This window comes from Streptomyces sp. NBC_01176, assembly GCF_045039825.1.
Classification (GTDB): Bacteria; Actinomycetota; Actinomycetes; order Streptomycetales; family Streptomycetaceae; genus Streptomyces.
The window spans coordinates 2,064,769-2,088,186 of record NZ_CP108600.1; the positions used below are offsets into that span (position 1 = coordinate 2,064,769).

Below are 23,418 nucleotides of genomic sequence, written 5' to 3' on the forward strand. Positions count from 1 at the left end.
TGAGCGGCGGCCGGGTGCGCGGTTTCCCGCGCACCCGAAGGGGCGCGCCACCGGGCCCACGTCCCTACAGTGACCGTATGGTCGGCTCGCGCGTCCTTACCTGGGAAGTCACTGAGAGCAAGGGGTACGAGACCTCTTGGATCACGTCCGGCGCCCGCTCTCTGCGGGCGCGCGGGCGTGCCGTCGGGACCGTTCCCGAGCCGTACTGGATCTCCTACGAGCTCGACACCGCCGACGGGTTCGTGACCCGGCGGCTGTGTGTGAGCGCCGAGACGGCCTCGGGCACCCATACGCTCGATCTGCGGCACGACGGCGAGGGCCGCTGGACGGCGGACGGCGAGTGGCTGCCCGAGCTCGGCGGCGCCCTCGACTGCGACCTGGGGCCGTGCCCGCTGACGAACACCTTGCCCGTGCTGCGCCACCGGCTCCATCTCACCCCGGGCGAGCGGGAGTTCCTGATGGCCCGGGTGTCCGTGCCGGACCTCGCCGTCCGGGCGTCGCAGCAGACGTACACCCATCTGGAGAGCGGTGGCGAGGGCGGCCGGGTCCGCTTCTCCTCCGGGGACCACCGCAGTGACCTGGAGTTCGACCCGGACGGATTCGTCGTCGACTACCCCTGGACGGCACGGCGGCTGGCGGTGGACCCGTGAGTGTCCTGCCCGGGCCGACCGGTCAGCGCTCCGTCACCTTGCCCGCGGCCACTTCCAGGCGCCGTGTGGTGCGGACGGCGTCGAGCATCCGGCGGTCGTGGGTCACCAGCAGCAGCGTGCCCTCGTACGTGTCGAGGGCCGACTCCAACTGCTCGATCGCGGGCAGGTCGAGGTGGTTGGTCGGCTCGTCGAGGACGAGGAGGTTGACCCCGCGCCCCTGGAGAAGGGCCAGCGCCGAACGGGTGCGCTCGCCCGGGGAGAGACTCGCGGCCGGGCGCAGCACGTGCTCCGCCTTCAGGCCGAACTTGGCGAGCAGGGTTCGGACTTCGGCCGGTTCGGTGTCGGGGACGGCCGCGCAGAACGCGTCGAGCAGGGACTCCGAGCCGTGGAAGAGCTTGCGGGCCTGGTCGACCTCGCCGACGACGACACCGGAACCGAGGGTGGCGTGCCCGGCGTCCAGCGGGACGCGGCCGAGCAGGGCGCCCAGCAGGGTCGACTTGCCCGCGCCGTTGGCGCCCGTGACGGCCACCCGGTCCGCCCAGTCGATCTGGAGCGTGGCGGGCCCGAAGGTGAAGTCGCCGCGCCGCACCTCGGCGTCCCGCAGCGTGGCGACCACCGCTCCGGAGCGCGGCGCCGCCGCGATCTCCATGCGCAGTTCCCACTCCTTGCGCGGCTCGTCGACGACGTCGAGCCGTTCGATCATGCGTTGGGTCTGCCGGGCCTTCGCGGCCTGCTTCTCACTGGCCTCGCTGCGGAACTTGCGGCCGATCTTGTCGTTGTCGTTGTTCGCCTTGCGCCGGGCGTTCTTCACGCCCTTGTCCATCCAGGACCGCTGCATCTGGGCGCGCCCTTCGAGGGCGGACCGCTTGTCCGCGTACTCGTCGAAGTCCTCGCGGGCGTGCCGGCGGGCGGTGTCACGCTCCTCCAGGTACGCCTCGTAGCCACCGCCGTACAGCGTGATCTGCTGCTGCGCGAGGTCGAGTTCGAGCACCTTGGTGACCGTGCGGGTGAGGAACTCTCGGTCGTGGCTGACGACGACGGTGCCCGCGCGCAGGCCGGAGACGAACCGTTCGAGCCGCTCCAGTCCGTCCAGGTCGAGGTCGTTGGTGGGCTCGTCGAGCAGGAAGACGTCGTAGCGGGAGAGCAGCAGGGAGGCCAGGCCCGCGCGGGCGGCCTGCCCCCCGGACAGGGCCGTCATCGGCTGGTCCAGGTCGACCGCGAGCCCGAGGGTGTCGGCGACCTCCTCCGCCCGCTCGTCGAGGTCGGCGCCACCGAGGGCGAGCCAGCGTTCCAGGCTCTCCGCGTAGGCGTCGTCCGCGCCCGGCGCGCCGTCGACGAGCCCCTGCGTCGCCTCGTCCATCACCCGCTGGGCCTCCGCCACGCCGGTGCGCCGCGCGAGGAAGGCCCGTACGGTCTCGCCGTCCCGGCGCTCCGGCTCCTGCGGCAGGTGCCCGACCGCCGCGGACGGCGGGGACAGCCGCAGCTCCCCCTGCTCGGGCGTGAGCAGCCCTGCGAGCAGCCGCAGCAGCGTGGACTTGCCCGCGCCGTTGGCACCGACGAGCCCGATCACGTCGCCGGGCGCGACGACCAGGTCGAGTCCGGTGAAGAGCGAGCGGTCGCCGTGTCCGGCGGCGAGGTTCTTGGCGACGAGAGTGGCAGTCATCAGGAGGCCGATCCTAACGGCCCGGCCGGGTTGCCGGAGACCCCGCGTTCCGGGCGCCACCGGCCGCCCGCGCGCGTGCTTCCGCCGCCTTCGCCGCCGCGCGTCGCCCCTCTGCGCCATGCGGCGGCCTGTGGGTTTCCCCGGACGGGGAGTGACGTGAGCACGGCACGATCCGCTAACGTCCCCGCGTGGAGAACACGCGAAGCGACGACGTGATCGTGGTCGGCAGCGGTGTCATCGGACTGACGACGGCCGTCGTCCTGGCCGAGCGGGGCAGGCGGGTCCGGGTGTGGACGCGGGAGCCCGCCGAGCGGGCCACCTCCGCGGTCGCCGGCGCGCTGTGGTGGCCGTACCGCATCGAGCCCGAGGCGCTCGCCGGCGAATGGGCGCTCCAGTCACTCTCCGTGTACGAGGAGTTGGCGGAGCGGCCGGCGACGACGGGCGTACGCATGGTCGACGGTGTACTGGCGGGGTCGCGACTGGACGCGCAGGGTCCGTGGGCCGCCCGGGTGCCGGGGCTGCGGGCGGCCTCCCCCGAGGAGTACGCGGGAATCGGGCTGCGCGCGCGACTGCCGCTGATCGACATGCCGGTGCACCTGCAGTGGCTGCGCGAGAGGTTCACGGCGGCCGGCGGGACCGTCGAGACCCGAACGGTGACCGACCTCGCCCGGGTGGCGGCGCCGGTCGTCGTCAACTGCACGGGGCTGGGGGCGCGCACGCTGGTCCCGGATCCGGCCGTACGGCCCGTGCGCGGACAGCTCGTGATCACGGAGAACCCCGGCATCGACTCCTGGATCGTGGCGACCGACAAGAGCGCGGGGACGAGCACGTACGTCTTCCCGCAGCCCGACCGGCTGGTGCTCGGGGGCACCACCGACGAGGACGACTGGTCGCTCACGCCCGATCCGGTGGCGGCGGCGCGGATCGTCGAGCGGTGTGCCGCCCTGCGCCCCGAGATCGCGGGGGCGCATGTCCTCGGTCATCTGGTGGGGCTGCGGCCGGTGCGCACCCCGGTGCGGCTGGAGCGTGAGGTGCGCGCCGACGGACGGATCGTGGTGCACCACTACGGCCATGGCGGCGCGGGGGTCACCGTGGCCTGGGGATGCGCGCGGGAGGCGGCCGCGCTCGCCGGGGGCGAGGACCCGGCCGCGGCGCGCTGAACCGTTGCCGCGGACGGACGGACGGCGGCGGCCCGTGACCGTGGTGCCAGGTGCCCGAACGGACCTCCGGTGAGAGGAGCCTGCTCCCAGGTGGCCGAACGGGCCTCCTGCCGAGGGCAATTGGTCCGAGGCGCCGAACGAGCCCTGGGTGGTCTGCGGTTGGGTCCCGGGGCCCGAACATGCCTCCGACGAACGGTGGTTGGCCCCAGCCGAACGAGCCTCGGGTCGACGGCGGTTCCGGGTGCTCGGCGCGGCCGGGGCCGTGACGGTGGGTGACCGGCACGGCCCCGGCGCGTGTCCGGGACGCCGTCAGTGGCGGTCGCCCGGGATCCGCTGGGCCGTGCGCGGATCGCGTACGGCGTCGTGGGCGGACGGACGCGTGGCCGTGCCGGTCCCCGCGGTCGCCCTGCCGAAGGCCTCGGCGCCTCCGACCACCGGGACCCGGGCCGACGTACGGGAAAGGTCGAGCGTCAGGGTCGGGGTGCTGGAGGGCGGGTCGATGAGATCCCGGTCGGTGCCCGCGACGACGAGCGCGAGCCGGTGGCCCGCCGGCACGACGTGGTCGGTGGCGGCCAGGTCGAGGGTGATCGTGTAGGCCTTGCCGGGCGTGAGCGGTACCCCCTTGTGCGGGGAGGCGTAGGTGCCGAGGTCGGCCCAGCCCCGGCTGAGGACGGTGGCGTCGACGTCGGCCGTCGTGGCCTGGGTGACCTTGTAGCAGGAACTGTCGCCGGCGGAGCTCGCTCCCCAGCAGGTCCGGTCGGTGAGGGTGGTGATGCCCTCGCCGCCGTCGGCGTAGTCACGGATGGTGTCGGGGCCGACGTCGACCAGGACCGCGCTGAGGTGGGCGGTGGAGGTGGTCGGCGTGGCGGTGACCGTGACCTCGGACGAGCCGGACAGGCGCAGGTCCCTGGTCAGCGGCTTGGTGACGAACCCGGCCTTCTCGCCGGTGGACCGGTCGATGTGGGCCGCCCAGTCGGTCTCGCTCAGCCGCGGGTCGTCGGTGAACGTCTCCGTTCCGGAGCCCTTGCGCAGTCCGAGGGTGCCGACGCCCTGCTGGGTGCCGGTGCCGGGGCGCAGGGTGGCCGTCCCGGTGGAACGGGGCGGCCAGACGGAGGTGGTGGCCCACTGGTCGGGGTGGCGCTCGATGTCGGCCATGGGCGCGCGGTCGATGCCGTTGTCGTAGCCGAGCAGTTCATGGTCGAACCAGCGGTGCAGGGTGTCGACCCAGGCGGAGCGCCGGTAGTCGAACGGGTCGACGTGACCGGTCTGGGAGAGCCAGATCTTGCGCTCGACGCCGTTCTTGGCGAGGGCGCTCCACCACTGGCCGAAGTTCTTGGTGCGGACGTTGAGGTCCTGCATGCCGTGGACGAGGAAGACGCTGGCCCTGACCTTGCCGGCGTCCTTCACGTAGTCGCGCTCGGTCCAGAACGGTGTCCAGTCGCCGGTACGCGGGGCCCCCGCGACGATCTTCTGCTGCACGGCGGCGCACCGGGCCCGGGCGTCGGGACTGTCGACGTAGTCGGAGAGCCAGTCCGGTCCCGAGTCGTAGAGCGGGGCGCCCTGGGCGAAGTAGTAGTCGTACCAGGAGGAGATGGCGCTGATCGGCACGATGGTCTTCAGGCCCTTGACACCCGTGGCGGCGACCCCGTTGGCGATGGTGCCGTCCCAGCTCTTGCCGATCATGCCGGTGCGGCCGTTGGTCCAGGTCGCTCTGGCCGGGGTGGCAGCGGTGCGGGTGGTGTAGGCCCTGGCGCGGCCGTTCAGCCAGTCGACGACCGCCTTCGCCGACTGGATGTCGGAGCGGCCCCCGACGTCCACACAGCCGTCGGAGCGATTGGTTCCGGCCAGGTCGACGCCGACGAAGGCGTAGCCGCGCGGCACGAAGTAGTTGTCGTAGAAAAGCGGCATCTGGACGACGTCGCCGTGCGCGTCGTACGTCTTGAGCTGGCTCTCGTTGCCGCGTCCGCAGCAGGAGTAGTACGGGCTGGCGTCCATGATCACGGGCACCTTGCGGCCCTGCTGGGCGGGTTCGCGGGGCCGGACGATGTCGACGGCGACGCGGTCGGTCCTGCCGTCGCTGTCACCGTCGAGGCCGGTGTCCACCCAGACGGATTCGCGGACGGCGTTGTCGTAGGAGTACACCGGGGCGCTCTCCCGCACGGTGGCGTGCGCGGCGGCGGGGGTGAGGAAGGCGGCCATCAGGGCGGCCGTGGCCACCGTCGCGAGCGATCTCCAGGTCGTGAAGCGCATGCGGCGCGCTGGTATCGGCATGCGCGGACGGTACCCCGGTCAACTCATGCGCAAAAGGGGGCACTTGGAGGGTCCGCGGAGGGAACCTCCGGTGCGGTCGGGGCGGGTGCGACGTTCCTGCGAAAGGTGTCGGCCGAATGGCGATCGTGTGACAGGGGTGGCCATGGACACGGCCGGGGTCACAGGGACTCAATAGGCTCCGAACAGACCCCGTGCCCCAACGACTTGGAGCTTGACGTGCACCGCAGACTCATCGCCCCGGGCGCGCTCGCCGCCTCCCTGCTGCTGGCGATCCCGGCATCGGCGGCGGACTACACCCCCGGGGCGCCGGGCATCGGCGACCCCTACTACCCGGCCTACGGCAACGGCGGGTACGACGTCTCGCACTACGACCTCCGGCTCTCCTATCAGCCGGCGACGGACGAACTGGAGGGCACGGCCACCCTCCTGGCCACCACCACGCAGGATCTCTCGCGCTTCGATCTGGACTTCCTGCTCGATGTGAGCGAGGTGCGGGTCAACGGCGCGAAGGCCTCGTTCACCACCTCGGGCCAGCACGAGCTGGAGATCACCCCGGCGACCCCGCTGCCGAAGGGCACACCCGTCACCGTCGTGGTCCGCTACAGCGGGGTGCCGTCCACGAAGAGCGCGTACGGCTTCTCGACCTGGCACCGCACTCCGGACGGCGCCGTCGCGGCGGACGAGCCCGAGTCGGCCTGGTGGTGGTACCCGAGCAACGACCACCCGAGCGACAAGGCGACCTACGACGTCTCGGTGGCCGTGCCGGACGGCACCCAGGCCATCTCCAACGGCACACTCCAGTCGACGAGTTCACAGCGCGGCTGGACCCGCTACAACTGGCGCTCGAACAAGCCGCAGGCGACCTATCTGACCACGCTCGCGATCGGCAGGTTCGACATCACCACCGGGAAGACGTCCGACGGCGTCCCGGTGATCAACGCCTACAGCAAGGACCTCGGCGACAACGACGGGGCCGCGCGGGCGAGCCTCGAGCGGACCGGGGAGATCGTCGACTGGCTGACCGGTTACTTCGGCCCGTACCCCTTCAACTCGGTGGGGGGTTACGTCCCGAACACCACGACCGGGTACGCGCTGGAGACCCAGACCCGCGTGTACTACAGCCCCCGGCAGTTCGCGGGCGGCTCCAACACCTCCGTGGTCGTCCACGAGCTGGCGCACCAGTGGTACGGCGACGACGTGTCGCTGGCCGGGTGGAAGGACATCTGGATCAACGAGGGCTTCGCGCGGTACGCGCAGTGGCTCTGGTCCGAGCACGAGGGTGAGGGGACGACGCAGGAACTGGCGGACTACACGTACGCGTCGCATCCGGCGGACGACGCCTTCTGGACGGTGAAGCCCGGTGACCCCGGTCCGGACAACCAGTTCGACACCGCCGTCTACGACCGGGGAGCGCTGGCGATCCAGGCGCTGCGCAACGAGATCGGGGACGACGCGTTCTTCACGGTGCTGAAGGGATGGCCGAAGGAGCACCCGTACGGGAACGCCACGGTCGAGGACTTCCGGAAGTACGCGGAGACGGTGTCCGGGAAGTCCCTCGCCGCGCTCTTCGACACGTGGCTGTTCCAGCCGTCGAAGCCGGCGGCACCCGCCGCGCGGGGCGCCTCGCTGTCGGCGGCCGGGGCCGCCAAGGCGGTCCCCGCGCAGCCCAGGTCGTGGAAGAAGATCGCCGCGACCGACTCCGTCCACTCCGGCTGAATTCAGGGCCCCGGTGCTCGTGCGGCCGCCCGCCCCTTCCGGGACGGGCGGCCGTTCGACGGCGGGTGTCAGTTGCCTTGTTGCGCGGGGGCCCCGATCCGCTCGCCCACGATGCGGCTCGCCAGGGCGGAGGCCAACTCGGACACCGCTATGCGGAGTTCGACCTCGGCGGCCGCGCGCTCGGACTCGATGCGGGCACGACCCTCGGCCAGGACGGCCTCGCGGGCGCGCTGCCCGTCCTGGCGGGCCTCGGCGATCAGGGTGGCGCCCCGTTCGTGGGCGTCCTGACGGATCCGGGCGGCGTCGTGACGGGCCTCGGCCAGAAGTGCCTCCGTCTGGGCGCGCTCGCGCTCGGCGCGGGCCTGCACGGCGTCGGCCCGTTCCCTGGTGCCGTTGATCGCGTCGTCCCGTGCCTCGAGCACCCGGTTCATCCGTGGCAGTATCCGGGCGATGAGCACGTAGACGAGGGCGAACAGCGGCAGCGCGAGGAGCAGATCCTGAACCTTCGGGTTGAGTGGGCCGATCGGGTACGGGATGAGGTCCATGGCCGTGATGTACCCTCTCACGCGTGCGAACCAACGACGTTCTGCGCCAGAGTTGACCGAAAGTAACCCCTCGGCCGACCCCCGCGGCCTGCTAGGCCGTCGCGACCGTCCCGTCCGTCACGGTCGTCCGTCGCGCGCCGCTCACCCTTCGTGGTCGTACACCGTCACCGCGATCTCCCGCTGCACCAGCCGCTGGGTGATGAGCGGCTCGACACGCGACCAGGTACCGCCCGCCAGGCCGCAGCCGATACGGGGCATGTGGACGGACGCGTCGAGTGCGACGGCCCGGTCCGCAAGCCGTTCGAGCGCCGCGTCGATCGCCTCGTACCGGACGGGAACCCCCTTGCTGCCCCTCCGGATACCCCGCTGGCCTATCAGGTTCGCGACCCACACGTACGGCTCGACCTGGACGAACTGGGCGGCGCCCAGCCCGAAGTCGTTGTGCGCGCGGTCGCGGTGCCAGGCGCGGTAGGCCTTCTCCGGCTCCGGCCAGCGGCGGGAGAGCGCCAGCACGAAGCCCCTCCCCCAGCCTCCGATGTCGTTGCAGACATGGGCTATCAGCTTGACGCCCTTCACCGACGGAACGGTGGCGTCACCCCGGACATACATGATCCCCGACATGACGCCACCGTAGACGCCGGCACTGACAACGCTCCTCGAGCCGCCACCGGACCGCGGCAGGCGCTACTTCGTGAGCCCGCTCAGCTCCTCCTGGGCGGCCTTGGAGACCCGACGGCGGACCGCGAACCAGCCGCCGACCAGCAGAGCCGCGATCACCGGAATGAGAAGCAGGGTCTTGCGGCCGACCTCCGGGTCGTTCCACATCAGGCCGAGCACGGCCAGCAGGAAGAGGATCGTCACGGTCTCCGTGACGGGGCTGCCGAGGAGACGGAAGGACGGGCGCGTGACCAGGCCGGCCTTGGCACGGCGGACGAACACCAGGTGACAGATCATGATGATCACCCAGGTGCTGATGATGCCCAGGGACGCCACGTTCAGGACGATCTCGAAGGCCTGGTCCGGCATGAGGTAGTTCAGTCCCACACCGAGCACGCACACCGCGCAGGTGAGCAGGATGCCGCCGTAGGGCACCTGGCTGCGGTTCATCCGCGCGGTGAACCTGGGCGCGGAGCCCGCCGTCGCCATGGAGCGCAGGATGCGGCCGGTGGAGTACAGGCCGGAGTTCAGCGACGACATGGCCGCGGTGAGCACGACCAGGTTCATGACGTCACCGGCTCCCGAGACGCCGATCTTCGACAGGACCGTGACGAAGGGGCTCTCGTCGGCCGAGTAGACCGAGCCGGGGAGCAGCAGCGCGAGCAGAACGACCGAGCCGACGTAGAAGAGGCCGACGCGCCACATGATCGAGTTCACCGCACGCGGAACGACCTTCTCGGGCTCGGCGGTCTCGCCCGCCGCGACACCCACCAGTTCCAGGGCCGCATAGGCGAAGATCACGCCCTGCATCACGAGGACGACCGGCATCAGGCCGTGCGGCAGGAGACCGCCGTGGTCCGTGATGACGCTCAGACCGGGCTTCTGGCCGTCCACGTCGTGGTGGGTGGCCAGCAGGAAGATGCCGACCAGCATGAAGGAGACCAGTGTGGCGACCTTGATGATCGCGAACCAGAACTCCATCTCGCCGAAGATCTTCACCGAGATCAGGTTGACGGCCAGGACCACCGCGAGGGCGATCAGGGCCAGCACCCACTGCGGGATGTCGGTGAAGAAGCTCCAGTAGTGCGTGTAGAGCGCGATCGCGGTGATGTCGGCGATGCCGGTCGTCGACCAGTTGAGGAAGTACATCCACCCGGCGACGTAGGCGCCCTTCTCGCCGAGGAACTCACGCGCGTACGACACGAAGGACCCGGAGGAGGGCCGGTAGAGGACCAGCTCACCGAGGGCGCGCACGACGAAGAAGGCGAAGGTTCCGCAGACCAGGTACGCGATCGCCAGTGCGGGGCCCGCGCTGTGGAGGCGTCCGCCGGCGCCGAGGAAGAGTCCGGTGCCGATCGCGCCGCCGATGGCGATCATGTTGACGTGGCGGGCCTTGAGGTCCTTGCTGTATCCGGCGTCGCCCGCGTCCGCGGGCGTGCGGGCCGCGTCGCTTCGGGATGTGGCGGGCTTGGCCGTGTCTACGGCGTCGTTGCTCACGGGTGGATCCACTCTCTGGTGCGCCCGACGCACGGTGCGCCCGGGTGTCCGGATATGTCTCGGCCCGTACCTCCCCTGTCGCGGCACGGACCAAGGAGCCACCTTCCCGACGAATTCGCGCGTACGCGATGGCACACCTCACATCGCGGGACATCTCACATGATGATCAAAGCGATCCAACCGCAGGTCAGGTGGTGTACAGCTGCTCGATCGTGTCCCTGTAGCGCTCCTGTACCGCCGTGCGGCGCAGCTTCAGCGAGGGCGTGAGCTCGCCCGTCACGGGGCCCCATTCCCGGTCGAGCACGTGGTAGCGCCTGATCTGCTCGGTGCGGCTCAGGCGTGTGTTCGCCTGCGCCACGGCCTGCGCGACCGCCTCCGCCAGGTCCGCCGGATCCCCCGCCGCGGCGGGGTCCGGGACGAGCAGGGCGACCAGGTACGGACGGCCGTCGCCGTGGACGTAGGCCTGGTCGACGACGGGGTGCTCCTTGAGCGTGTTCTCCACGTGGGCGGGCGAGACGTTCTTGCCCGTCGAGGTCACGATCATTTCCTTCTTGCGGCCGGTCAGGAGGAGGAAGCCGTCCTCGTCGATTCGGCCGAGGTCGCCGGTGGCGAACCAGCCCTCCGCGTCGCGGGGGTCCTCGACCGTGCCGTCGGCGCGCAGATAGCCGTCGAAGACGGTCGCGCCGCGCACCAGGATCTCGCCGTCCCCGGCGGTCCGCAGTTCCAGGCCGTCCAGAGGTCTGCCGACCGAGCCGCGACGGAAGGCGGCCGGGCTGTTGGTCGTGGCGACGCCTATGGTCTCGGTCAGCCCCCACGCATCCATGATCACCAGTCCGAAGCCCGCCCAGAAGTCGGCCACGTCCGGAGGCATCGGCGCCGAGGCGCTCGCCGTCCACACCAGGCGGTCGAATCCGGCGAGGGCGAGGATCGGGCCCAGGACCTGCTCCCTCGCCGTCCGGTACGCCTCGTCCAGTTCGGCGGACGGCTCTTCCCCCCGTTCGCGGCACGCCACGCGCGCGCGTGCCGTCTCCATGGCCGCGTCCACGTCCGCGCGGCGCCGCGCCGGAAGTCCCGCGAGCGCGGTCCGTACGGCCGCGGCGAGCTTCTCCCACACCCGCGGGACGCCGAAGAACTGGGCCGGACGCAGCTCCCGGGCGATCGACCCCACCTGCGCCGGGTCGGGGCACAGGTACACGTGCGAGGCACGGAACACCGGCAGGTAGATGCCGAGCATGCGCTCGGCTATGTGCGCGAGGGGGAGGTAGCAGAGGTGCTCGACGTGGTCGGGGAGCTCGACGAGCCGGTTCAGGGCGTGCGCGTTCAGGACGACGTTGCGGTGGGTGACGCGTACGCCTCTGGGCTCCCCGGTGGTGCCCGAGGTGTAGACGACGGTCAAGGGGTCCGTGGCCCTGGTCTCGCGCCAGGCCTTCTCGAAGAGGTCCGTCCGCTCCAGGGCGCCCGCCCTCAACAGGCCCCTCTTCTCCAGCACCCCGCCGTTCTTCTCCAGGACGCCCAGATTCCCCAACGGCCCGAGGAACTCGTGCCCCTTGAGGGAGGCGTACGTCCGATGCGGTCCCGCCTGCGCCGCCTCGGCCACCACCAGGCGCTCCAGTCGGGTGGCGGGGTCCGCCAGCAGTGGCTCCCAGCAGCCGAGTTCGCGAGCGCCCTCGACGATCGCGAGGCGGGCTCGGCTGTGCCGGGCGATGTGGGCCACCTGTTCGGGTGCGGCGGTGCCGTAGACGGTGACCGGGACGGCGCCCAGGTGGGTCAGGGCCAGGTCGCTCAGCCAGTGCTCGGGGCGGTTGGTCATCATCATCAGGACGTGCTCGCCGCGCTCGACGCCCAGTGCCGCGTACCCGGTGGCCAGGGTGGCCGCCTCTCGGCGCACCTCGCTCCAGGTGAGCGTGGTCCATCCGGCACCGGCGTCGGTGCGCCAGGACAGGGCCGGGAGATCCCCGTGGTCCTCGGCGTTGCGCAACAGCAGGGCGGGGAGCGTGAGTTCGGCAGGGTCCCCGGGGAGTCGCAGGATCGTGGTCATGACCGCCTCCTGGCGCCATCGGCTCGGCATCGCGCGTCCCGGCCGTCCTGCCGGGACGTCGGATGAACGTACGGAGCGTGCCGCTGGTTCCACGGAGCGTGTTCGGGCGGCGACCGCGCCGGACGCTTTCACAACACCGGTGAGACAGCAATACTGTTGCACCTATCGCTGTACCACCGAAGAGGCGAGGACCTGCCATGACGACGGACACCGAGGAGCCGGCGCTCACGGTCGACGAGCTGGCCGCGCGCGCGGGCGTCACGGTCCGTACGGTCCGCTTCTACAGCACCAGGGGTCTGCTGCCGCCGCCCGTGATCGGCCCCCGCCGGGTGGGGCACTACAGCCAGGAGCACCTGGCCCGGCTCGCGCTCATCGAGGAGTTGCAGCGCCAGGGCATGACCCTGGCCGCGATCGAGCGTCATCTGGGGCAGCTGCCGTCCGACCTGAGCGCCCGCGATCTGGCTCTCCACCGTGCGGTGGTGGCCTCCTGGGCACCGGACGCGGCGGAGGAGGTGACGCGCGAGGAGCTGGAGCGGCGGGCGGGCCGGCCGCTGGACGAGGAGCATCTGGAGCGGCTCGTCGCGATGAACGTCGTCGAGCGGGCCGGGGACTCCTTCCGGGTCGACCCCGGGCTGCTCGGGCTCGGCGTCCAGCTCCTCGACGTACCGCTGGCGCACGGGACGATTCTCGCGGCGCAGGGCGTCCTGCTGGAGCACTCGCGTGCCGTGGCGCACGAACTGTCCACGCTGCTGCGGGAGGCGGTGGGCCGGCACGAGTCCGCCGCGGCGGTGAGATCCCTGTCGGCGCACATGCAGCCGCTGGTGGTGCAGGCTCTCCTGACCACGTTCCAGCGCTCCCTCAAGCGGGAGCTGCGGGAGTGGCTGGAGGAGGAGTCCTGAGCTTGCCGGGACGACGGGCCGGCGGGGATGAACAGGCCGGTCGGGGTGACGGGTCCCACGGCCTGCGGGTGCGCCGGTCCGCGCCGTCCCGTGAGCACCCCTGGGGGCGGGGACCGGTGCGCCGGTCGGCGTCCGGTCCCCGCCCCGGGGAAGCGGGAGCGGTGTACCGCTCAGCGGCGGGTCACCGTCCGGCGGGTGCCGCCGCACCCTTCTTGTCGCTGAACGGCTCGCCCTTGGCCGCCTTGTCGATCAGCAGCGCGGGCGGGTTGAACCGCTCCCCGTAACGCTCGGCGAGTTCCCGCGCGCGGGCCACGAATCCGGGCAGCCCTCCCTCGTAGCCGTTGATGTACTGCAGGACGCCGCCCGTCCAGCCCGGGAAGCCGATGCCGAAGATGGACCCGATGTTGGCGTCCGCGACGGAGGTCAGCACGCCCTCCTCGAGGAGCCGGACGGTGTCCAGCGCCTCGGAGAAGAGCATGCGCTCCTGCATGTCCCGGAACGGGATCTCGTACCCGGGCTTGGTGTAGTGCTCGCGCAGTCCCGGCCACAGCCTGCCGCGCCTGCCGTCCTCGCCGTACTCGTAGAACCCGGCGCCGCCGCTGCGGCCGGGGCGGCCGAACTCGTCGACCATGCGGTCGATGACGGCCTCGGCCGGGTGCGCGGTCCAGGTGCCGCCGGCCTCCTCGACGGCCAGCTTCGACTCGCGGCGGATCTTCTGCGGCAGGGTGAGGGTCAGCTCGTCCATCAGGGAGAGCACCTTCGCCGGGTAGCCGGCCTGGGCCGCCGCCTGCTCGACGGAGGCGGGCTCGATGCCCTCGCCGACCATGGCGACGCCCTCGTTGATGAAGTGGCCGATCACCCGGGAGGTGAAGAAGCCGCGCGAGTCGTTGACGACGATCGGCGTCTTGTTGATCTGCCGGACCAGGTCGAAGGCGCGGGCCAGGGCCTCGTCGCCGGTGCGCTCGCCCTTGATGATCTCGACCAGTGGCATCTTGTCGACGGGCGAGAAGAAGTGCAGGCCGATGAAGTCCTGCTGGCGCTCCACTCCCTCGGCGAGGGCGGTGATGGGGAGCGTGGAGGTGTTGGAGCAGAGCAGGGCGTCGGGGGCGACGACCGCCTCGATCTCCTGGAACACCTTGTGCTTGAGCGAGGTGTCCTCGAAGACGGCCTCGATGACCGCGTCACAGCCGGCGAGATCCTGCGGGTCCGCGGTGGGCGTGATCCGGGCGAGCAGCGCGTCCGCCTTCTCCTGGCTGGTACGGCCCTTGGCGACGGCCTTGGCGCACAGCTTCTCGGAGTAGGCCTTGCCCTTCTGGGCGGCCTCGGCGGAGACGTCCTTGAGGACGACGTCGATGCCCGCGCGGGCGCAGGAGTAGGCGATGCCGGCGCCCATCATGCCCGCGCCGAGGACCGCGACCCTGGTGACCTTGCGGGGCTCGACGCCCTTGGGCCGGTTGGCGCCGGAGTTGACGGCCTGGAGGTCGAAGAAGAACGCCTGGATCATGTTCTTCGAGATCTGTCCGGTGACCAGCTCGGTGAAGTAGCGCGCCTCGATGACGAGGGCGGTCTCGAAGTCGACCTGGGAGCCCTCGACGGCGGCCGCCATGATGTTGCGCGGAGCCGGGTAGGGGGCGCCGCCCAGCTGCTTGCGCAGGTTGGCGGGGAAGGCGGGGAGGTTGGCGGCGAACTTCGGGTTCGAGGGCGTACCGCCGGGGATCTTGTAGCCCGGCTTGTCCCAGGGCTGCTGTGATTCCGGGTTGGCGTCGATGAAGGCGCGGGCCTTGGCGAGCATCTCCTCGGAGGTGGCCGCCACTTCGTGGACCAGGCCGTTCTCCAGGGCGCGCCGCGGGGAGTACTGGGTGCCCTGGAGCAGCACCTTGAGGAGGGCGTCGGTGATGCCCATGAGGCGGACGGTGCGGGTGACGCCGCCGCCCGCGGGCAGCAGGCCGAGGGTGACCTCGGGCAGGCCGATCTTGGAGCCGGGGGCGTCCAGGGCGACCCGGTGGTGGGAGGCGAGGGCGATCTCGTAACCTCCGCCGAGGGCCGCGCCGTTGATGGCGGCGACCACGGGCTTGCCCAGGGTCTCGATGCGGCGCAGCGAGGACTTGATGGCCGTACCGGTGTCGAAGGCCTGCTGGGCGGTCTCCGGGCCTGCCTGGATCATGTCCTTGAGGTCGCCGCCCGCGAAGAAGGTCTTCTTGGCGGAGGTGTAGATGATGCCGCGGATGGAGTCCTTCTCGGCCTCGGCGCGCTCGGCGATCGCCGCGATCGACTCCTTGAAGGCCTGGTTCATCGTGTTGGCGGACTGGTTGGGGTCGTCGAGGACGAGGGTGACGACGCCGGTCTCGTCCTGTTCCCAGCGGATGGTGGTGGGCTCAGTGCTCATCAGGGGTGCTCCGTTAGATGCGTGGGTCCGTTGATCCGTGGGAAAGGTCAGACGCGCTCGACGATCGTGGCGATGCCCATGCCGCCGCCCACGCACAGGGTGGCGAGGCCGTAGCGCTTGTCCTGGCGCTCCAGTTCGTCGACGAGGCTGCCGAGGATCATCGCGCCGGTGGCGCCGAGCGGGTGGCCGAGCGCGATCGCTCCGCCGTTGACGTTCACCTTGTCCAGGGAGAGGCCCATGTCCTTCACGAAGCGCAGGACGACCGCGGCGAAGGCCTCGTTGATCTCGACGAGGTCGATGTCGTCGATGGTCAGGCCGGCCTTGGCGAGCGCCTTGCGGGTGGCGGGCGCGGGGCCGGTGAGCATGATGGTGGGCTCGGAGCCGGAGACGGCGGCGGCGACGATCCGGGCGCGCGGGGTGAGGCCGTGCCGCTCGCCGACCTCCTTGGAGCCGATGGCGACCAGCGAGGCGCCGTCGACGATGCCGGAGGAGTTGCCCGCGTGGTGGACGTGGTCGATCTGCTCGACCCAGTGGTACTTCTGCAGGGCCACGGCGTCGAAGCCGCCGAGGTCGCCGATGTCCGCGAACGACGCCTTCAGCTTGCCGAGCGAGTCGGCGGTGGTGCCGGGGCGCATGTGCTCGTCGTGGTCGAGGACGACGAGGCCGCTGCGGTCCTTCACGGGGACGACGGACTTCTCGAAGCGGCCGTCCTTCCAGGCGGCGGCGGCACGCTCCTGGGACAGGGCCGCGTACTCGTCGACGTCGCGCCGCGAGAAGCCCTCGATGGTGGCGATGAGGTCGGCGCCGATGCCCTGGGGCACGAAGTTGGTGGCCATGTTGGTCATCGGGTCGGCGAACCAGGCGCCGCCGTCCGAGGCCATCGGCACCCGCGACATCGACTCGACGCCGCCCGCGAGCACCAGGTCCTCCCAGCCGGAGCGGACCTTCATCGCGGCCAGGTTGACGGCTTCCAGGCCGGAGGCGCAGAAGCGGTTCTCCTGGACGCCGGCGACCGTGTCGGGCAGTCCCGCGGCGATCGCCGAGATACGGGCGATGTCGGAACCCTGGTCGCCGACCGGGCCCACGACACCGAGCACGATGTCGTCGATCGCGGCCGGGTCGAGGCCCGGGAGGCGGCGCTGGATCTCGTGGATGAGCCCGACGACCAGGTCGATGGGCTTGGTGCCGTGCAGGGCGCCGTTCGCCTTGCCGCGGCCGCGCGGGGTGCGGATCGCGTCGTACACGTACGCTTCGGTGGTCACGGTGAGCCTTTCGGGGAGGGTGCGGAGGGTCAGCCGAGCAGGGAGCGTCCGATGATCTCCTTCATGATCTCGGTGGTCCCGCCGTAGATGGTCTGGATGCGGCCGTCGGTGAAGGCCCGGGCGACGCGGTACTCCGTCATGTAGCCGTAGCCGCCGTGCAGTTGCAGGCAGCGGTCGGCGACACGCTTCTGCAGTTCGGTGGCCCACCACTTGGCCATCGAGGCGTGCACGGCGTCGAGTTCCCCGTTCGAGTGGTCGACGATGCAGCGGTCGAGGAACGTCCGGGTGACGGCGCACTCGGTCGCCATCTCGGCTATCTCGAAGCGGATGTGCTGGAGCTTGGACAGCGGCCGCCCGAAGGCCTCGCGCTCCTTGACGTACTGGGTGGTGATGTCCAGCAGGTGTTCGGCGGCGGCGATCCCGGCGACGGCGATGCCCATGCGCTCCTGGGCGAGGTTCGTCATGAGGTGCACGAAGGCTCCGTTGAACTCGCCGAGCAGGTTCTCCTTGGGGACGCGGACGTCGTGGAAGAACAGCTCGGCCGTGTCCTGGGCCTTCTGTCCGATCTTGTCGAGGTTGCGGCCACGCTCGAAGCCTTCCATGCCGCGCTCGACGACCAGCAGAGACAGGCCGTGGGCACCGCCTTCGGGGGTCGTCCGGGCGACGACGATCACGAGGTCGGCCAGGATCCCGTTGGAGATGAAGGTCTTGGAGCCGTTGAGCAGCCAGTGGTCGCCGCGGTCCTCGGCGTGCGTCCTGATGCCCTGGAGGTCGGATCCGGCGCCGGGCTCGGTCATCGCGATCGCGGTGATCAGCGAGCCGTCGCAGAAACCGGGCAGCCAGCGCCGCCGCTGCTCCTCGGTACCCAGACCGGTCAGATACGGCCCGATGATGTCGTTGTGCAGGCCGAGGGCGAGACCCGCGGCCCCCGCGCGCGTGAACTCCTCGGCGAGTACGGCGCTGTAGCGGAAGTCGGCGTTGCCGCCGCCTCCGTACTCCTCCGGTACGGCGAGGCCGAGCAGCCCCTGGGTCCCTGCCGCCCGCCATGCCTCGCGCGAGACGATGCCGTCCTTCTCCCACTGCTCGTAGTACGGCGTCACCTCCTTGGCGAGGAAGGTGCGCACGGTCTCGCGGAACGCGTCGTGCTCGGTACCGAAGATCTGCCGCTTCATGCGTGTCCCCTCCTGGAGCCGGCTCTTGACGGTCTCGGCCGGCCGGCCCGGTACCGGACCCCTGCCGGGATGACGTCGAGCATGTCGGCCCGGGCCCCTCGGAAGCCCTCGACACGCTCGCGTACGCGGCCTCTGGGCCCGCACGGGGAGATCGGCTCGCGGCACGCGTCCGGGACGGCGGCCGCGGCCTCCGTCTTCGGCGCGGCGGCCCCGGCGGGGGCCTGCCGGGCGTCGCCCGCGCGGTCGGGCACAAGGCGGTCGGGCACAAGGGAGAGTCCCATCAGCCGCCGTCCTTCGTCCGGTCGTCCTCGGCCAGGTGGGGTACGCCCCAGTCGCGGGCCACGTCGGCCGCGCCCGTGCCGGGCAGGACGGGGCCGGAGCGGACGGACGTGCGGGTCACGGAGAAGCGGGGCGCGGGGGCGGGCTGGGTGATGCCGCCGTGGTCGGTGAAGGTGCCGCGGGCGGCGAGGTGGGGGTGCGCGGGAGCTTCACGCAGCGACAGGACGGGGGCCACGCACGCGTCGGTGCCGTCGAAGACAGCGGTCCACTCCTCCCTGGTACGGGTCCTGAAACGCGCGGCGACCGATTCGCGCAGCGCGCCCCAGCGGGCCACGTCCGTGCGGGCGCCCGCGTGCTCCTCGACGCCGAGCAGCCGCACGAACTCGTCGTAGAAGCGGGCTTCGAGGGCCCCCACCGCCATGTACTTCCCGTCGGACGTCTCGTACGTCCCGTAGTACGGGCAGCCACCGTCCAGGAGGTTGGCGCCGCGCCGGTCCTGCCAGCCGCCGGCGGCGACCATGCCGTGGATCATCGAGGAGAGGTGTGCGGTGCCGTCCACGATCGCCGCGTCCACGACCTGTCCGGTGCCGGTCGCGCGGGCGTGGTGGAGCGCGGCGAGGACACCGACGACGAGGTAGAGGCTGCCGCCCGCGTAGTCCCCGACGAGGTTGGCCGGGACCGCCGGGGGTTCGTCCGGCCCGCCGATCATTCCGAGGACGCCGGTCGGGGCGATGTACGCGATGTCGTGCCCGGCGCGCTGGGCGAGCGGGCCCTGCTGTCCCCAGCCGGTCATGCGTCCGTAGACGAGCCGGGGGTTGCGCGTGTGGCAGACCCCGGGGCCGACGCCGAGCCGCTCGGCCACGCCGGGGCGGAAACCCTCGACGAGGACGTCCGCGCGTTCGACCAGGTCCAGGACGCGGGCCGGACCGTCCTCGGACTTCAGGTCGATCACGACCGACCGCTTGTTGCGGTTGGTGACGTCGTACTCCGGAGCGATCCCGAGGCCCGGACCGCCGGGCCGGTCCACGCGGACGACGTCCGCGCCGAGGTCGGCGAGGAGCATGGCGGCGAACGGTCCGGGACCGATGCCCGCCAACTCGACCACGCGCACCCCGGCCAGCGGGCCGTGCGCCGTCGTCCCTGCCACTGCCATCAAGCCCCCAGCACTGTGACACCACTGATGTGACATCAGAGATGTTAAGAACGTGTTCCACGCCGGGCAAGCCCCAGCGAGCAAGCGCTTAGTTAAATCCCCGGGAGGGAATCGCGGAGAGATCGCCCAACCCTGCCGAAACACGCCGGACAAGGGCGTGTCAGCGGGTTCCGCGGGTTCAGCGCTCGACGGCCTCGACACCGGGGCCCGGCGGAGACGGCGGAGACGGCGGAGATATCCATCTCTGGCCGGATCCGGGCGGGCCGGGCCGGGGGGCGACCGGGGCGCTCGGCGGGACGCGGACGGAGCCGACGGACCGGTCCGCGCCCGGCAGCGGGCGGTCGGACCCGCTCACGCGCGCGCACCGTCTCAGGGCGCTCCCCGGTACGGCCACGGCCACCTCCGGCCTCTTCGCCCGACCTCGTCGTCCGGCTGTTCGCCCCTCACGCTAGCCTCAGCCACCGACAACGGCGCTCCGCGCACGGCAGCGGGGGCACCACCCGCTCGCGCGCGGTCGAGAGTGGGAGTGTCATGAGCAGGGCGAAAGAGACGGATCGCACGTACGACATCGTGCTCTTCGGAGCCACCGGCTTCGTCGGGGTGCTCACCGCGGAGTACCTCGCCGCGCACGCGCCCGAGGGACTGCGCTGGGCGATCGCGGGGCGCGACCTGACGAAGCTGGAGCGGCTGCGCGAACGGCTGGCCGGCACTCCCGACGTCATCCGGGCGGACGTCTCCGATCCGGCGTCGCTGCGTGAACTGGCCCGCCACGCGCGCGTGGTGGCCACGACGGTGGGTCCGTACATCCTGCACGGCGAGGAACTGGTCGCCGCCTGCGCCGACGCGGGCACCGACTATCTGGACCTCACCGGCGAACCCGAGTTCGTGGACCTGATGTACGTCCGGCACGACGCGCGCGCCCGGGAGACCGGGGCCCGGCTCGTGCACGCCTGCGGCTTCGACTCGGTGCCGCACGACCTGGGCGCGTATTTCACGGTGCGGCAGCTGCCCGAGGGCGTACCGCTGCGGGTCGACGGATTCGTGCGCGCCCAGGCGATGTTCTCGGGCGGCACGTTCGCCTCCGCGCTCACCCAGTTCGCGCGCGGCCGGCAGATCCTGGCCGCGGCGCGGGACCGGGGGCGGTACGAACCGCGGCTGATGGAACGGCGTGCGTCCGCGCCGGTGAGCGCGCCCCGGTACGCCAAGGAGGTCGACGCCTGGGCGCTTCCGCTGCCCACGATCGACCCCCAGATCGTGCAACGTTCGGCGCGGGTGCTGCACCGGTACGGGCCCGACTTCCGCTACCGCCACTACGCGGCCGTCCAGCGGCTGCCGATCGCGATGGGCGGGGTCGCCGCCGTCGGCGCGGTGTTCGCGGCGGCCCAACTGCCGCCCGCGCGGCGCTGGCTGTCCGGCCGGATCAAGCCGGGCGAGGGGCCGAGCGCCGCGCGGCGGGCCAAGAGCTGGTTCTCCGTGCGGTTCGTCGGCGAGGGCGGCGGGAAGCGGGTGTTCACCGAGGTCGCGGGAGGTGACCCCGGCTACGACGAGACCGCCAAGATGTTCGCCGAGTCCGCGCTCTCGCTCGCCTTCGACGACCTGCCGCGGACGGCCGGCCAGGTCACGACGGCGGTGGCGATGGGCGACGCGCTCATCGCACGGCTCCGCGCGGCGGGCATCACCTTCCGGGTCGCGGCCGCCCGGTAACGGCCGCCGGGGCCCTCGGCCCGTCCGCCGGGCCGTCGGCTTCCTCCGCCGCGTGCGCCCGGGGCCCGGGGCGCTCCCGCCCCGTCCGCCCCGTCCGCCCCGTCCGCCCCGTCCGCCCCGTCCGCCCGCAGGGCCCTCCCCCGCCACGGGCCCGCTGAACCCGGGTCCGCCGCCCAGGTTCGTGACGGATCGTCCCGCACATCGATTCCCGTGGCTGCCGGGGTGCCTACAGCGGCCACTCCAGCACCGTGTAGATCATTCCGCCCACCCAGCCGACCCCGGCGACGACGGAGAGGACCAGCGCGGCCGTCACGGCACGCTCGGCGGGTCGGTCGGGGCCGGGCCGGTCTCGGCGGGCGGCGGGCTGCGGGGATCGGTGCGTCGTCATACGGCACAGCCTGCCGATCACCGGGTGGCGGCGCATCCGTACACGTACTCAGAACGCGTACCCGGTCAACGGGCTCAGCCCGTCAAGGCGTTGCCTCCTGAAGGGCCCGTCGGCACAGGGAGTCCGCACGCCGGGTGGTCTCCGGGAGGCGGTACTCGGGGGTGAGCGCCAGCGTGTGCGCGCACGCGTGGTCCAGGCTCACCCGGTGGCCGACGGACACGAACACCGGTTTGACGCCGTCACGGGTGCGCAGCGCCCGTCCCACCTCGTCCGCGTCGGCGAGCAGGGGCGACGCGCTGCCGCGCGGGGCACCGGGCTCCTGGTAGGTGAAGGTGAACGGGTTCTTGGCGACCCCGATCGTGGGGAGCCCGGTGAGTACGCCGAGGTGGCTGGCGAGGCCGAAGCGGCGCGGGTGGGCGAGGCCGTAACCGTCGCAGACGACGAGGCCCGGCGCGCACGGCAGCCTGTCGAGCGCGGCCAGCACCGTCGGGATCTCACGGAAGGCGAGCAGCCCGGGGACGTACGGGAAGGAGACCTGTCCGACGGCGGTGGCCTCGGCGACGACCTGGAGGGTCGCGGCGTCGAGCACGACGGCGGCGGCCACGACGAGGTCCCGCTCGTCGTCGTAGGCCACGTCGACCCCCGTCACGGCGCCGGTGCCGGGGGACGGTCCCGGTTCGTCGAGCACCACCCGCCCGCGCAGCTCGTCCTGGACGGCGCGGGCCTGCTCCTCCGTCGCGGGCCAACCCGCGGGAATGCGTACGGTCTTCATGGTGCCGACGAGCCTACGGGGCCGTCCGGCGGGCGGGCCGGCCCGGGCCGCGCCCGCCTCCGGCCGGGTGCCGGGAGCCGCCGCTCCGGCGCACGGCCCGGCGCTGGATCAGCGCTCCAGACGTGCCACCCGGCCCTTCTCACCGGCGGCCCAGCAACCCAGGTCGGGAGTGCAGTCCACGGTGTCGTACGAACCGGTGTCCAGGGTCCGCCAGGTACGGCCGCCGTCGGTCGTGAGGTCGGTGCCGGTCGGGCCGACCGCGAGGGCGGAGGCACGGCTGTGCGGGAGCCAGGCCACGCCGGAGCGGTAGGCGGGCGGCGGCCGGCCGGCCGGGGTCCAGGTGCGGCCGCCGTCGCCGCTGACGGCCGCCGCCCGGGGGGAGGTCTGGTCGGCGCGGTAGTCGCCGCCGACCGCGTAGCCGTGGGCGCGGTCACGGAAGGCGAGGGCGAAGACACCGCGTGCCGGGTCGCCGGCCGGGATCGGCGTGTCGGCCGCCTTCCAGGTCAGTCCCCGGTCCGCGGAGTGCAGCACGCGCGCGCGTGCCGCTCCGCCCGTGGCCAGCCACACGTCCCGCGGTCCCGCGCTCACGAGGCACTGCCCGCTCGCCGCGAAGCCCGCCTCGCCCTCCTGCGCGACGGGCATGCCGGCGCCGGGCAGCACCTTCCAGGAGCGCCCGCCGTCGCTCGTGGACAGGATGCGGAACCTGCCGTCCACCGGGTCGCTCATCGCCAGGCCGTGGCGCCGGTCGAAGAAGGTGAGGCAGTCGTAGAAGGCCTTCGGATCGGTGTTGCGGAAGGACTCGGTCCAGGTGGCGCCGCCGTCCTCGGTGCGGAAGACCCGGGAGGCCTCGCCCTCTCCGATGGTCAGGGCCACGGCGCGCCGTGCGTCGAACGCCTCGATGTCACGGAACTCCAGTTCGGCCGCGCCGGGCGGCGAGACGTCGCGCCAGCTCGCGCCACCGTCCGTGGTGCGCAGCACGGTGCCCTTCGATCCGGCCACCCAGGCAGTGTCCCGGCTGACGGCGGACAGTCCACGGAACCGTGCGTCCGTACCGCTGTCCTTGAGTTCCCAGTGGGCGGCCTTCCCGGTTTCGTGCGCCTGCGCGGGCGCCGCCCCCGTCAGCGCGGCGGCGAACGCGGCCGCGCACAGTCCCACGGTGACCGCCCGACTCGTACGTCTCGACTTCCCCAAGCCCCTCATGGCGGG

At 72.0% G+C, this 23,418-nt stretch carries 17 protein-coding genes and 1 pseudogene; 5 read left to right on the forward strand and 13 right to left on the reverse strand.

Annotated elements, in window-relative coordinates:
- Nucleotides 1–77 precede the first annotated feature (77 nt).
- Nucleotides 78–650, forward strand: coding sequence for a putative glycolipid-binding domain-containing protein (locus OG199_RS08695; protein ID WP_356806224.1), 573 nt, complete (start codon nucleotides 78–80; stop codon nucleotides 648–650).
- A 22-nt stretch (nucleotides 651–672) separates the two neighbouring features.
- On the opposite strand, the gene OG199_RS08700 is transcribed toward OG199_RS08695, so the two are convergent.
- The gene (locus tag OG199_RS08700) at nucleotides 673–2,313 is read right to left on the reverse strand and encodes an ABC-F family ATP-binding cassette domain-containing protein (protein WP_356806226.1); all 1,641 of its coding nucleotides are present in this window, start codon (nucleotides 2,311–2,313) and stop codon (nucleotides 673–675) included.
- Nucleotides 2,314–2,501: 188 nt separating this feature from the next.
- Between OG199_RS08700 and OG199_RS08705 the strand changes: the two genes are divergently transcribed.
- Entirely contained in the window at nucleotides 2,502–3,473 is a 972-nt protein-coding gene (locus OG199_RS08705; RefSeq protein WP_405828894.1) for an FAD-dependent oxidoreductase, read from the forward strand.
- 309 nt (nucleotides 3,474–3,782) lie between these two features.
- On the opposite strand, the gene OG199_RS08710 is transcribed toward OG199_RS08705, so the two are convergent.
- On the reverse strand, nucleotides 3,783–5,744 hold the full coding sequence (locus OG199_RS08710; RefSeq protein ID WP_405828896.1) for a Xaa-Pro dipeptidyl-peptidase: 1,962 nt from the start codon (nucleotides 5,742–5,744) through the stop codon (nucleotides 3,783–3,785).
- Between the two features lie 216 nt (nucleotides 5,745–5,960).
- Between OG199_RS08710 and OG199_RS08715 the strand changes: the two genes are divergently transcribed.
- Nucleotides 5,961–7,460 carry a M1 family metallopeptidase gene (locus OG199_RS08715; RefSeq protein ID WP_401805194.1) on the forward strand — a complete coding sequence of 500 codons (1,500 nt, stop codon included), beginning with the start codon at nucleotides 5,961–5,963 and terminating at the stop codon, nucleotides 7,458–7,460.
- A 68-nt stretch (nucleotides 7,461–7,528) separates the two neighbouring features.
- Here the strand turns inward: OG199_RS08715 and OG199_RS08720 are convergent, their stop codons facing one another.
- The 4 genes from OG199_RS08720 to OG199_RS08735 all read right to left on the reverse strand — a co-directional run bounded on the left by OG199_RS08720 (nucleotide 7,529) and on the right by OG199_RS08735 (nucleotide 12,197).
- Entirely contained in the window at nucleotides 7,529–8,005 is a 477-nt protein-coding gene (locus tag OG199_RS08720) for a hypothetical protein (protein ID WP_405828898.1), read from the reverse strand.
- Between the two features lie 141 nt (nucleotides 8,006–8,146).
- Complete coding sequence (locus OG199_RS08725; RefSeq protein WP_401805191.1) at nucleotides 8,147–8,626, reverse strand: macro domain-containing protein; 480 nt, start codon at nucleotides 8,624–8,626, stop codon at nucleotides 8,147–8,149.
- A gap of 63 nt (nucleotides 8,627–8,689) precedes the next feature.
- Nucleotides 8,690–10,159 (reverse strand): amino acid permease, encoded by a 1,470-nt coding sequence (locus OG199_RS08730; RefSeq protein WP_356806236.1) that lies wholly within the window; start codon nucleotides 10,157–10,159, stop codon nucleotides 8,690–8,692.
- A 187-nt stretch (nucleotides 10,160–10,346) separates the two neighbouring features.
- The gene (locus tag OG199_RS08735) at nucleotides 10,347–12,197 is read right to left on the reverse strand and encodes an AMP-dependent synthetase/ligase (RefSeq protein WP_405828901.1); all 1,851 of its coding nucleotides are present in this window, start codon (nucleotides 12,195–12,197) and stop codon (nucleotides 10,347–10,349) included.
- Nucleotides 12,198–12,353: 156 nt separating this feature from the next.
- Between OG199_RS08735 and OG199_RS08740 the strand changes: the two are divergent.
- Nucleotides 12,354–13,096, forward strand: a pseudogene (locus tag OG199_RS08740) (MerR family transcriptional regulator).
- 181 nt (nucleotides 13,097–13,277) lie between these two features.
- Here the strand turns inward: OG199_RS08740 and OG199_RS08745 are convergent.
- The 4 genes from OG199_RS08745 to OG199_RS08760 form a co-directional block, all read right to left on the reverse strand.
- Nucleotides 13,278–15,482: a 3-hydroxyacyl-CoA dehydrogenase NAD-binding domain-containing protein gene (locus OG199_RS08745; protein WP_356808043.1), complete on the reverse strand. Its 2,205-nt coding sequence runs from the start codon at nucleotides 15,480–15,482 to the stop codon at nucleotides 13,278–13,280.
- A gap of 47 nt (nucleotides 15,483–15,529) precedes the next feature.
- Nucleotides 15,530–16,744 (reverse strand): acetyl-CoA C-acetyltransferase, encoded by a 1,215-nt coding sequence (locus OG199_RS08750; RefSeq protein ID WP_266704275.1) that lies wholly within the window; start codon nucleotides 16,742–16,744, stop codon nucleotides 15,530–15,532.
- Nucleotides 16,745–16,773: 29 nt separating this feature from the next.
- The gene (locus OG199_RS08755) at nucleotides 16,774–17,916 is read right to left on the reverse strand and encodes an acyl-CoA dehydrogenase family protein (RefSeq protein ID WP_266704273.1); all 1,143 of its coding nucleotides are present in this window, start codon (nucleotides 17,914–17,916) and stop codon (nucleotides 16,774–16,776) included.
- A gap of 280 nt (nucleotides 17,917–18,196) precedes the next feature.
- Nucleotides 18,197–19,348, reverse strand: coding sequence for a CaiB/BaiF CoA-transferase family protein (locus tag OG199_RS08760; protein ID WP_356808048.1), 1,152 nt, complete (start codon nucleotides 19,346–19,348; stop codon nucleotides 18,197–18,199).
- A 531-nt stretch (nucleotides 19,349–19,879) separates the two neighbouring features.
- On the opposite strand from OG199_RS08760, the gene OG199_RS08765 reads away from it, so the two are divergent.
- Entirely contained in the window at nucleotides 19,880–21,052 is a 1,173-nt protein-coding gene (locus OG199_RS08765) for a saccharopine dehydrogenase family protein (RefSeq protein WP_405828904.1), read from the forward strand.
- Nucleotides 21,053–21,278: 226 nt separating this feature from the next.
- Here the strand turns inward: OG199_RS08765 and mmpA are convergent, their stop codons facing one another.
- From mmpA to OG199_RS08780, 3 genes are all read right to left on the reverse strand, one after another.
- A complete protein-coding gene (gene mmpA / locus OG199_RS08770; protein ID WP_356809985.1) occupies nucleotides 21,279–21,440 on the reverse strand; it encodes a morphogenic membrane protein MmpA in 162 nt (53 codons plus the stop codon).
- 82 nt (nucleotides 21,441–21,522) lie between these two features.
- The gene (locus OG199_RS08775) at nucleotides 21,523–22,212 is read right to left on the reverse strand and encodes an endonuclease V (protein ID WP_405828906.1); all 690 of its coding nucleotides are present in this window, start codon (nucleotides 22,210–22,212) and stop codon (nucleotides 21,523–21,525) included.
- 108 nt (nucleotides 22,213–22,320) lie between these two features.
- Nucleotides 22,321–23,412, reverse strand: a complete 1,092-nt coding sequence (locus OG199_RS08780; RefSeq protein WP_405828908.1) for a WD40/YVTN/BNR-like repeat-containing protein — start codon at nucleotides 23,410–23,412, stop codon at nucleotides 22,321–22,323.
- Between the last annotated feature and the right edge of the window lie 6 nt (nucleotides 23,413–23,418).

What these genes read in the sequence shown, in the direction of transcription:
- OG199_RS08695 (WP_356806224.1), top strand. Translation starts at nt 78, where the DNA reads ATGGTCGGCTCGCGCGTCCTTACCTGGGAAGTCACTGAGAGCAAGGGG.
- OG199_RS08700 (WP_356806226.1), bottom strand. Translation starts at nt 2,313, where the DNA reads ATGACTGCCACTCTCGTCGCCAAGAACCTCGCCGCCGGACACGGCGAC.
- OG199_RS08710 (WP_405828896.1), bottom strand. Translation starts at nt 5,744, where the DNA reads ATGCCGATACCAGCGCGCCGCATGCGCTTCACGACCTGGAGATCGCTC.
- OG199_RS08720 (WP_405828898.1), bottom strand. Translation starts at nt 8,005, where the DNA reads ATGGACCTCATCCCGTACCCGATCGGCCCACTCAACCCGAAGGTTCAG.
- OG199_RS08725 (WP_401805191.1), bottom strand. Translation starts at nt 8,626, where the DNA reads ATGTCGGGGATCATGTATGTCCGGGGTGACGCCACCGTTCCGTCGGTG.
- OG199_RS08735 (WP_405828901.1), bottom strand. Translation starts at nt 12,197, where the DNA reads ATGACCACGATCCTGCGACTCCCCGGGGACCCTGCCGAACTCACGCTC.
- OG199_RS08745 (WP_356808043.1), bottom strand. Translation starts at nt 15,482, where the DNA reads ATGAGCACTGAGCCCACCACCATCCGCTGGGAACAGGACGAGACCGGC.
- OG199_RS08755 (WP_266704273.1), bottom strand. Translation starts at nt 17,916, where the DNA reads ATGAAGCGGCAGATCTTCGGTACCGAGCACGACGCGTTCCGCGAGACC.
- OG199_RS08760 (WP_356808048.1), bottom strand. Translation starts at nt 19,348, where the DNA reads ATGGCAGTGGCAGGGACGACGGCGCACGGCCCGCTGGCCGGGGTGCGC.
- OG199_RS08765 (WP_405828904.1), top strand. Translation starts at nt 19,880, where the DNA reads ATGAGCAGGGCGAAAGAGACGGATCGCACGTACGACATCGTGCTCTTC.
- mmpA (WP_356809985.1), bottom strand. Translation starts at nt 21,440, where the DNA reads ATGACGACGCACCGATCCCCGCAGCCCGCCGCCCGCCGAGACCGGCCC.
- OG199_RS08775 (WP_405828906.1), bottom strand. Translation starts at nt 22,212, where the DNA reads ATGAAGACCGTACGCATTCCCGCGGGTTGGCCCGCGACGGAGGAGCAG.
- OG199_RS08780 (WP_405828908.1), bottom strand. Translation starts at nt 23,412, where the DNA reads ATGAGGGGCTTGGGGAAGTCGAGACGTACGAGTCGGGCGGTCACCGTG.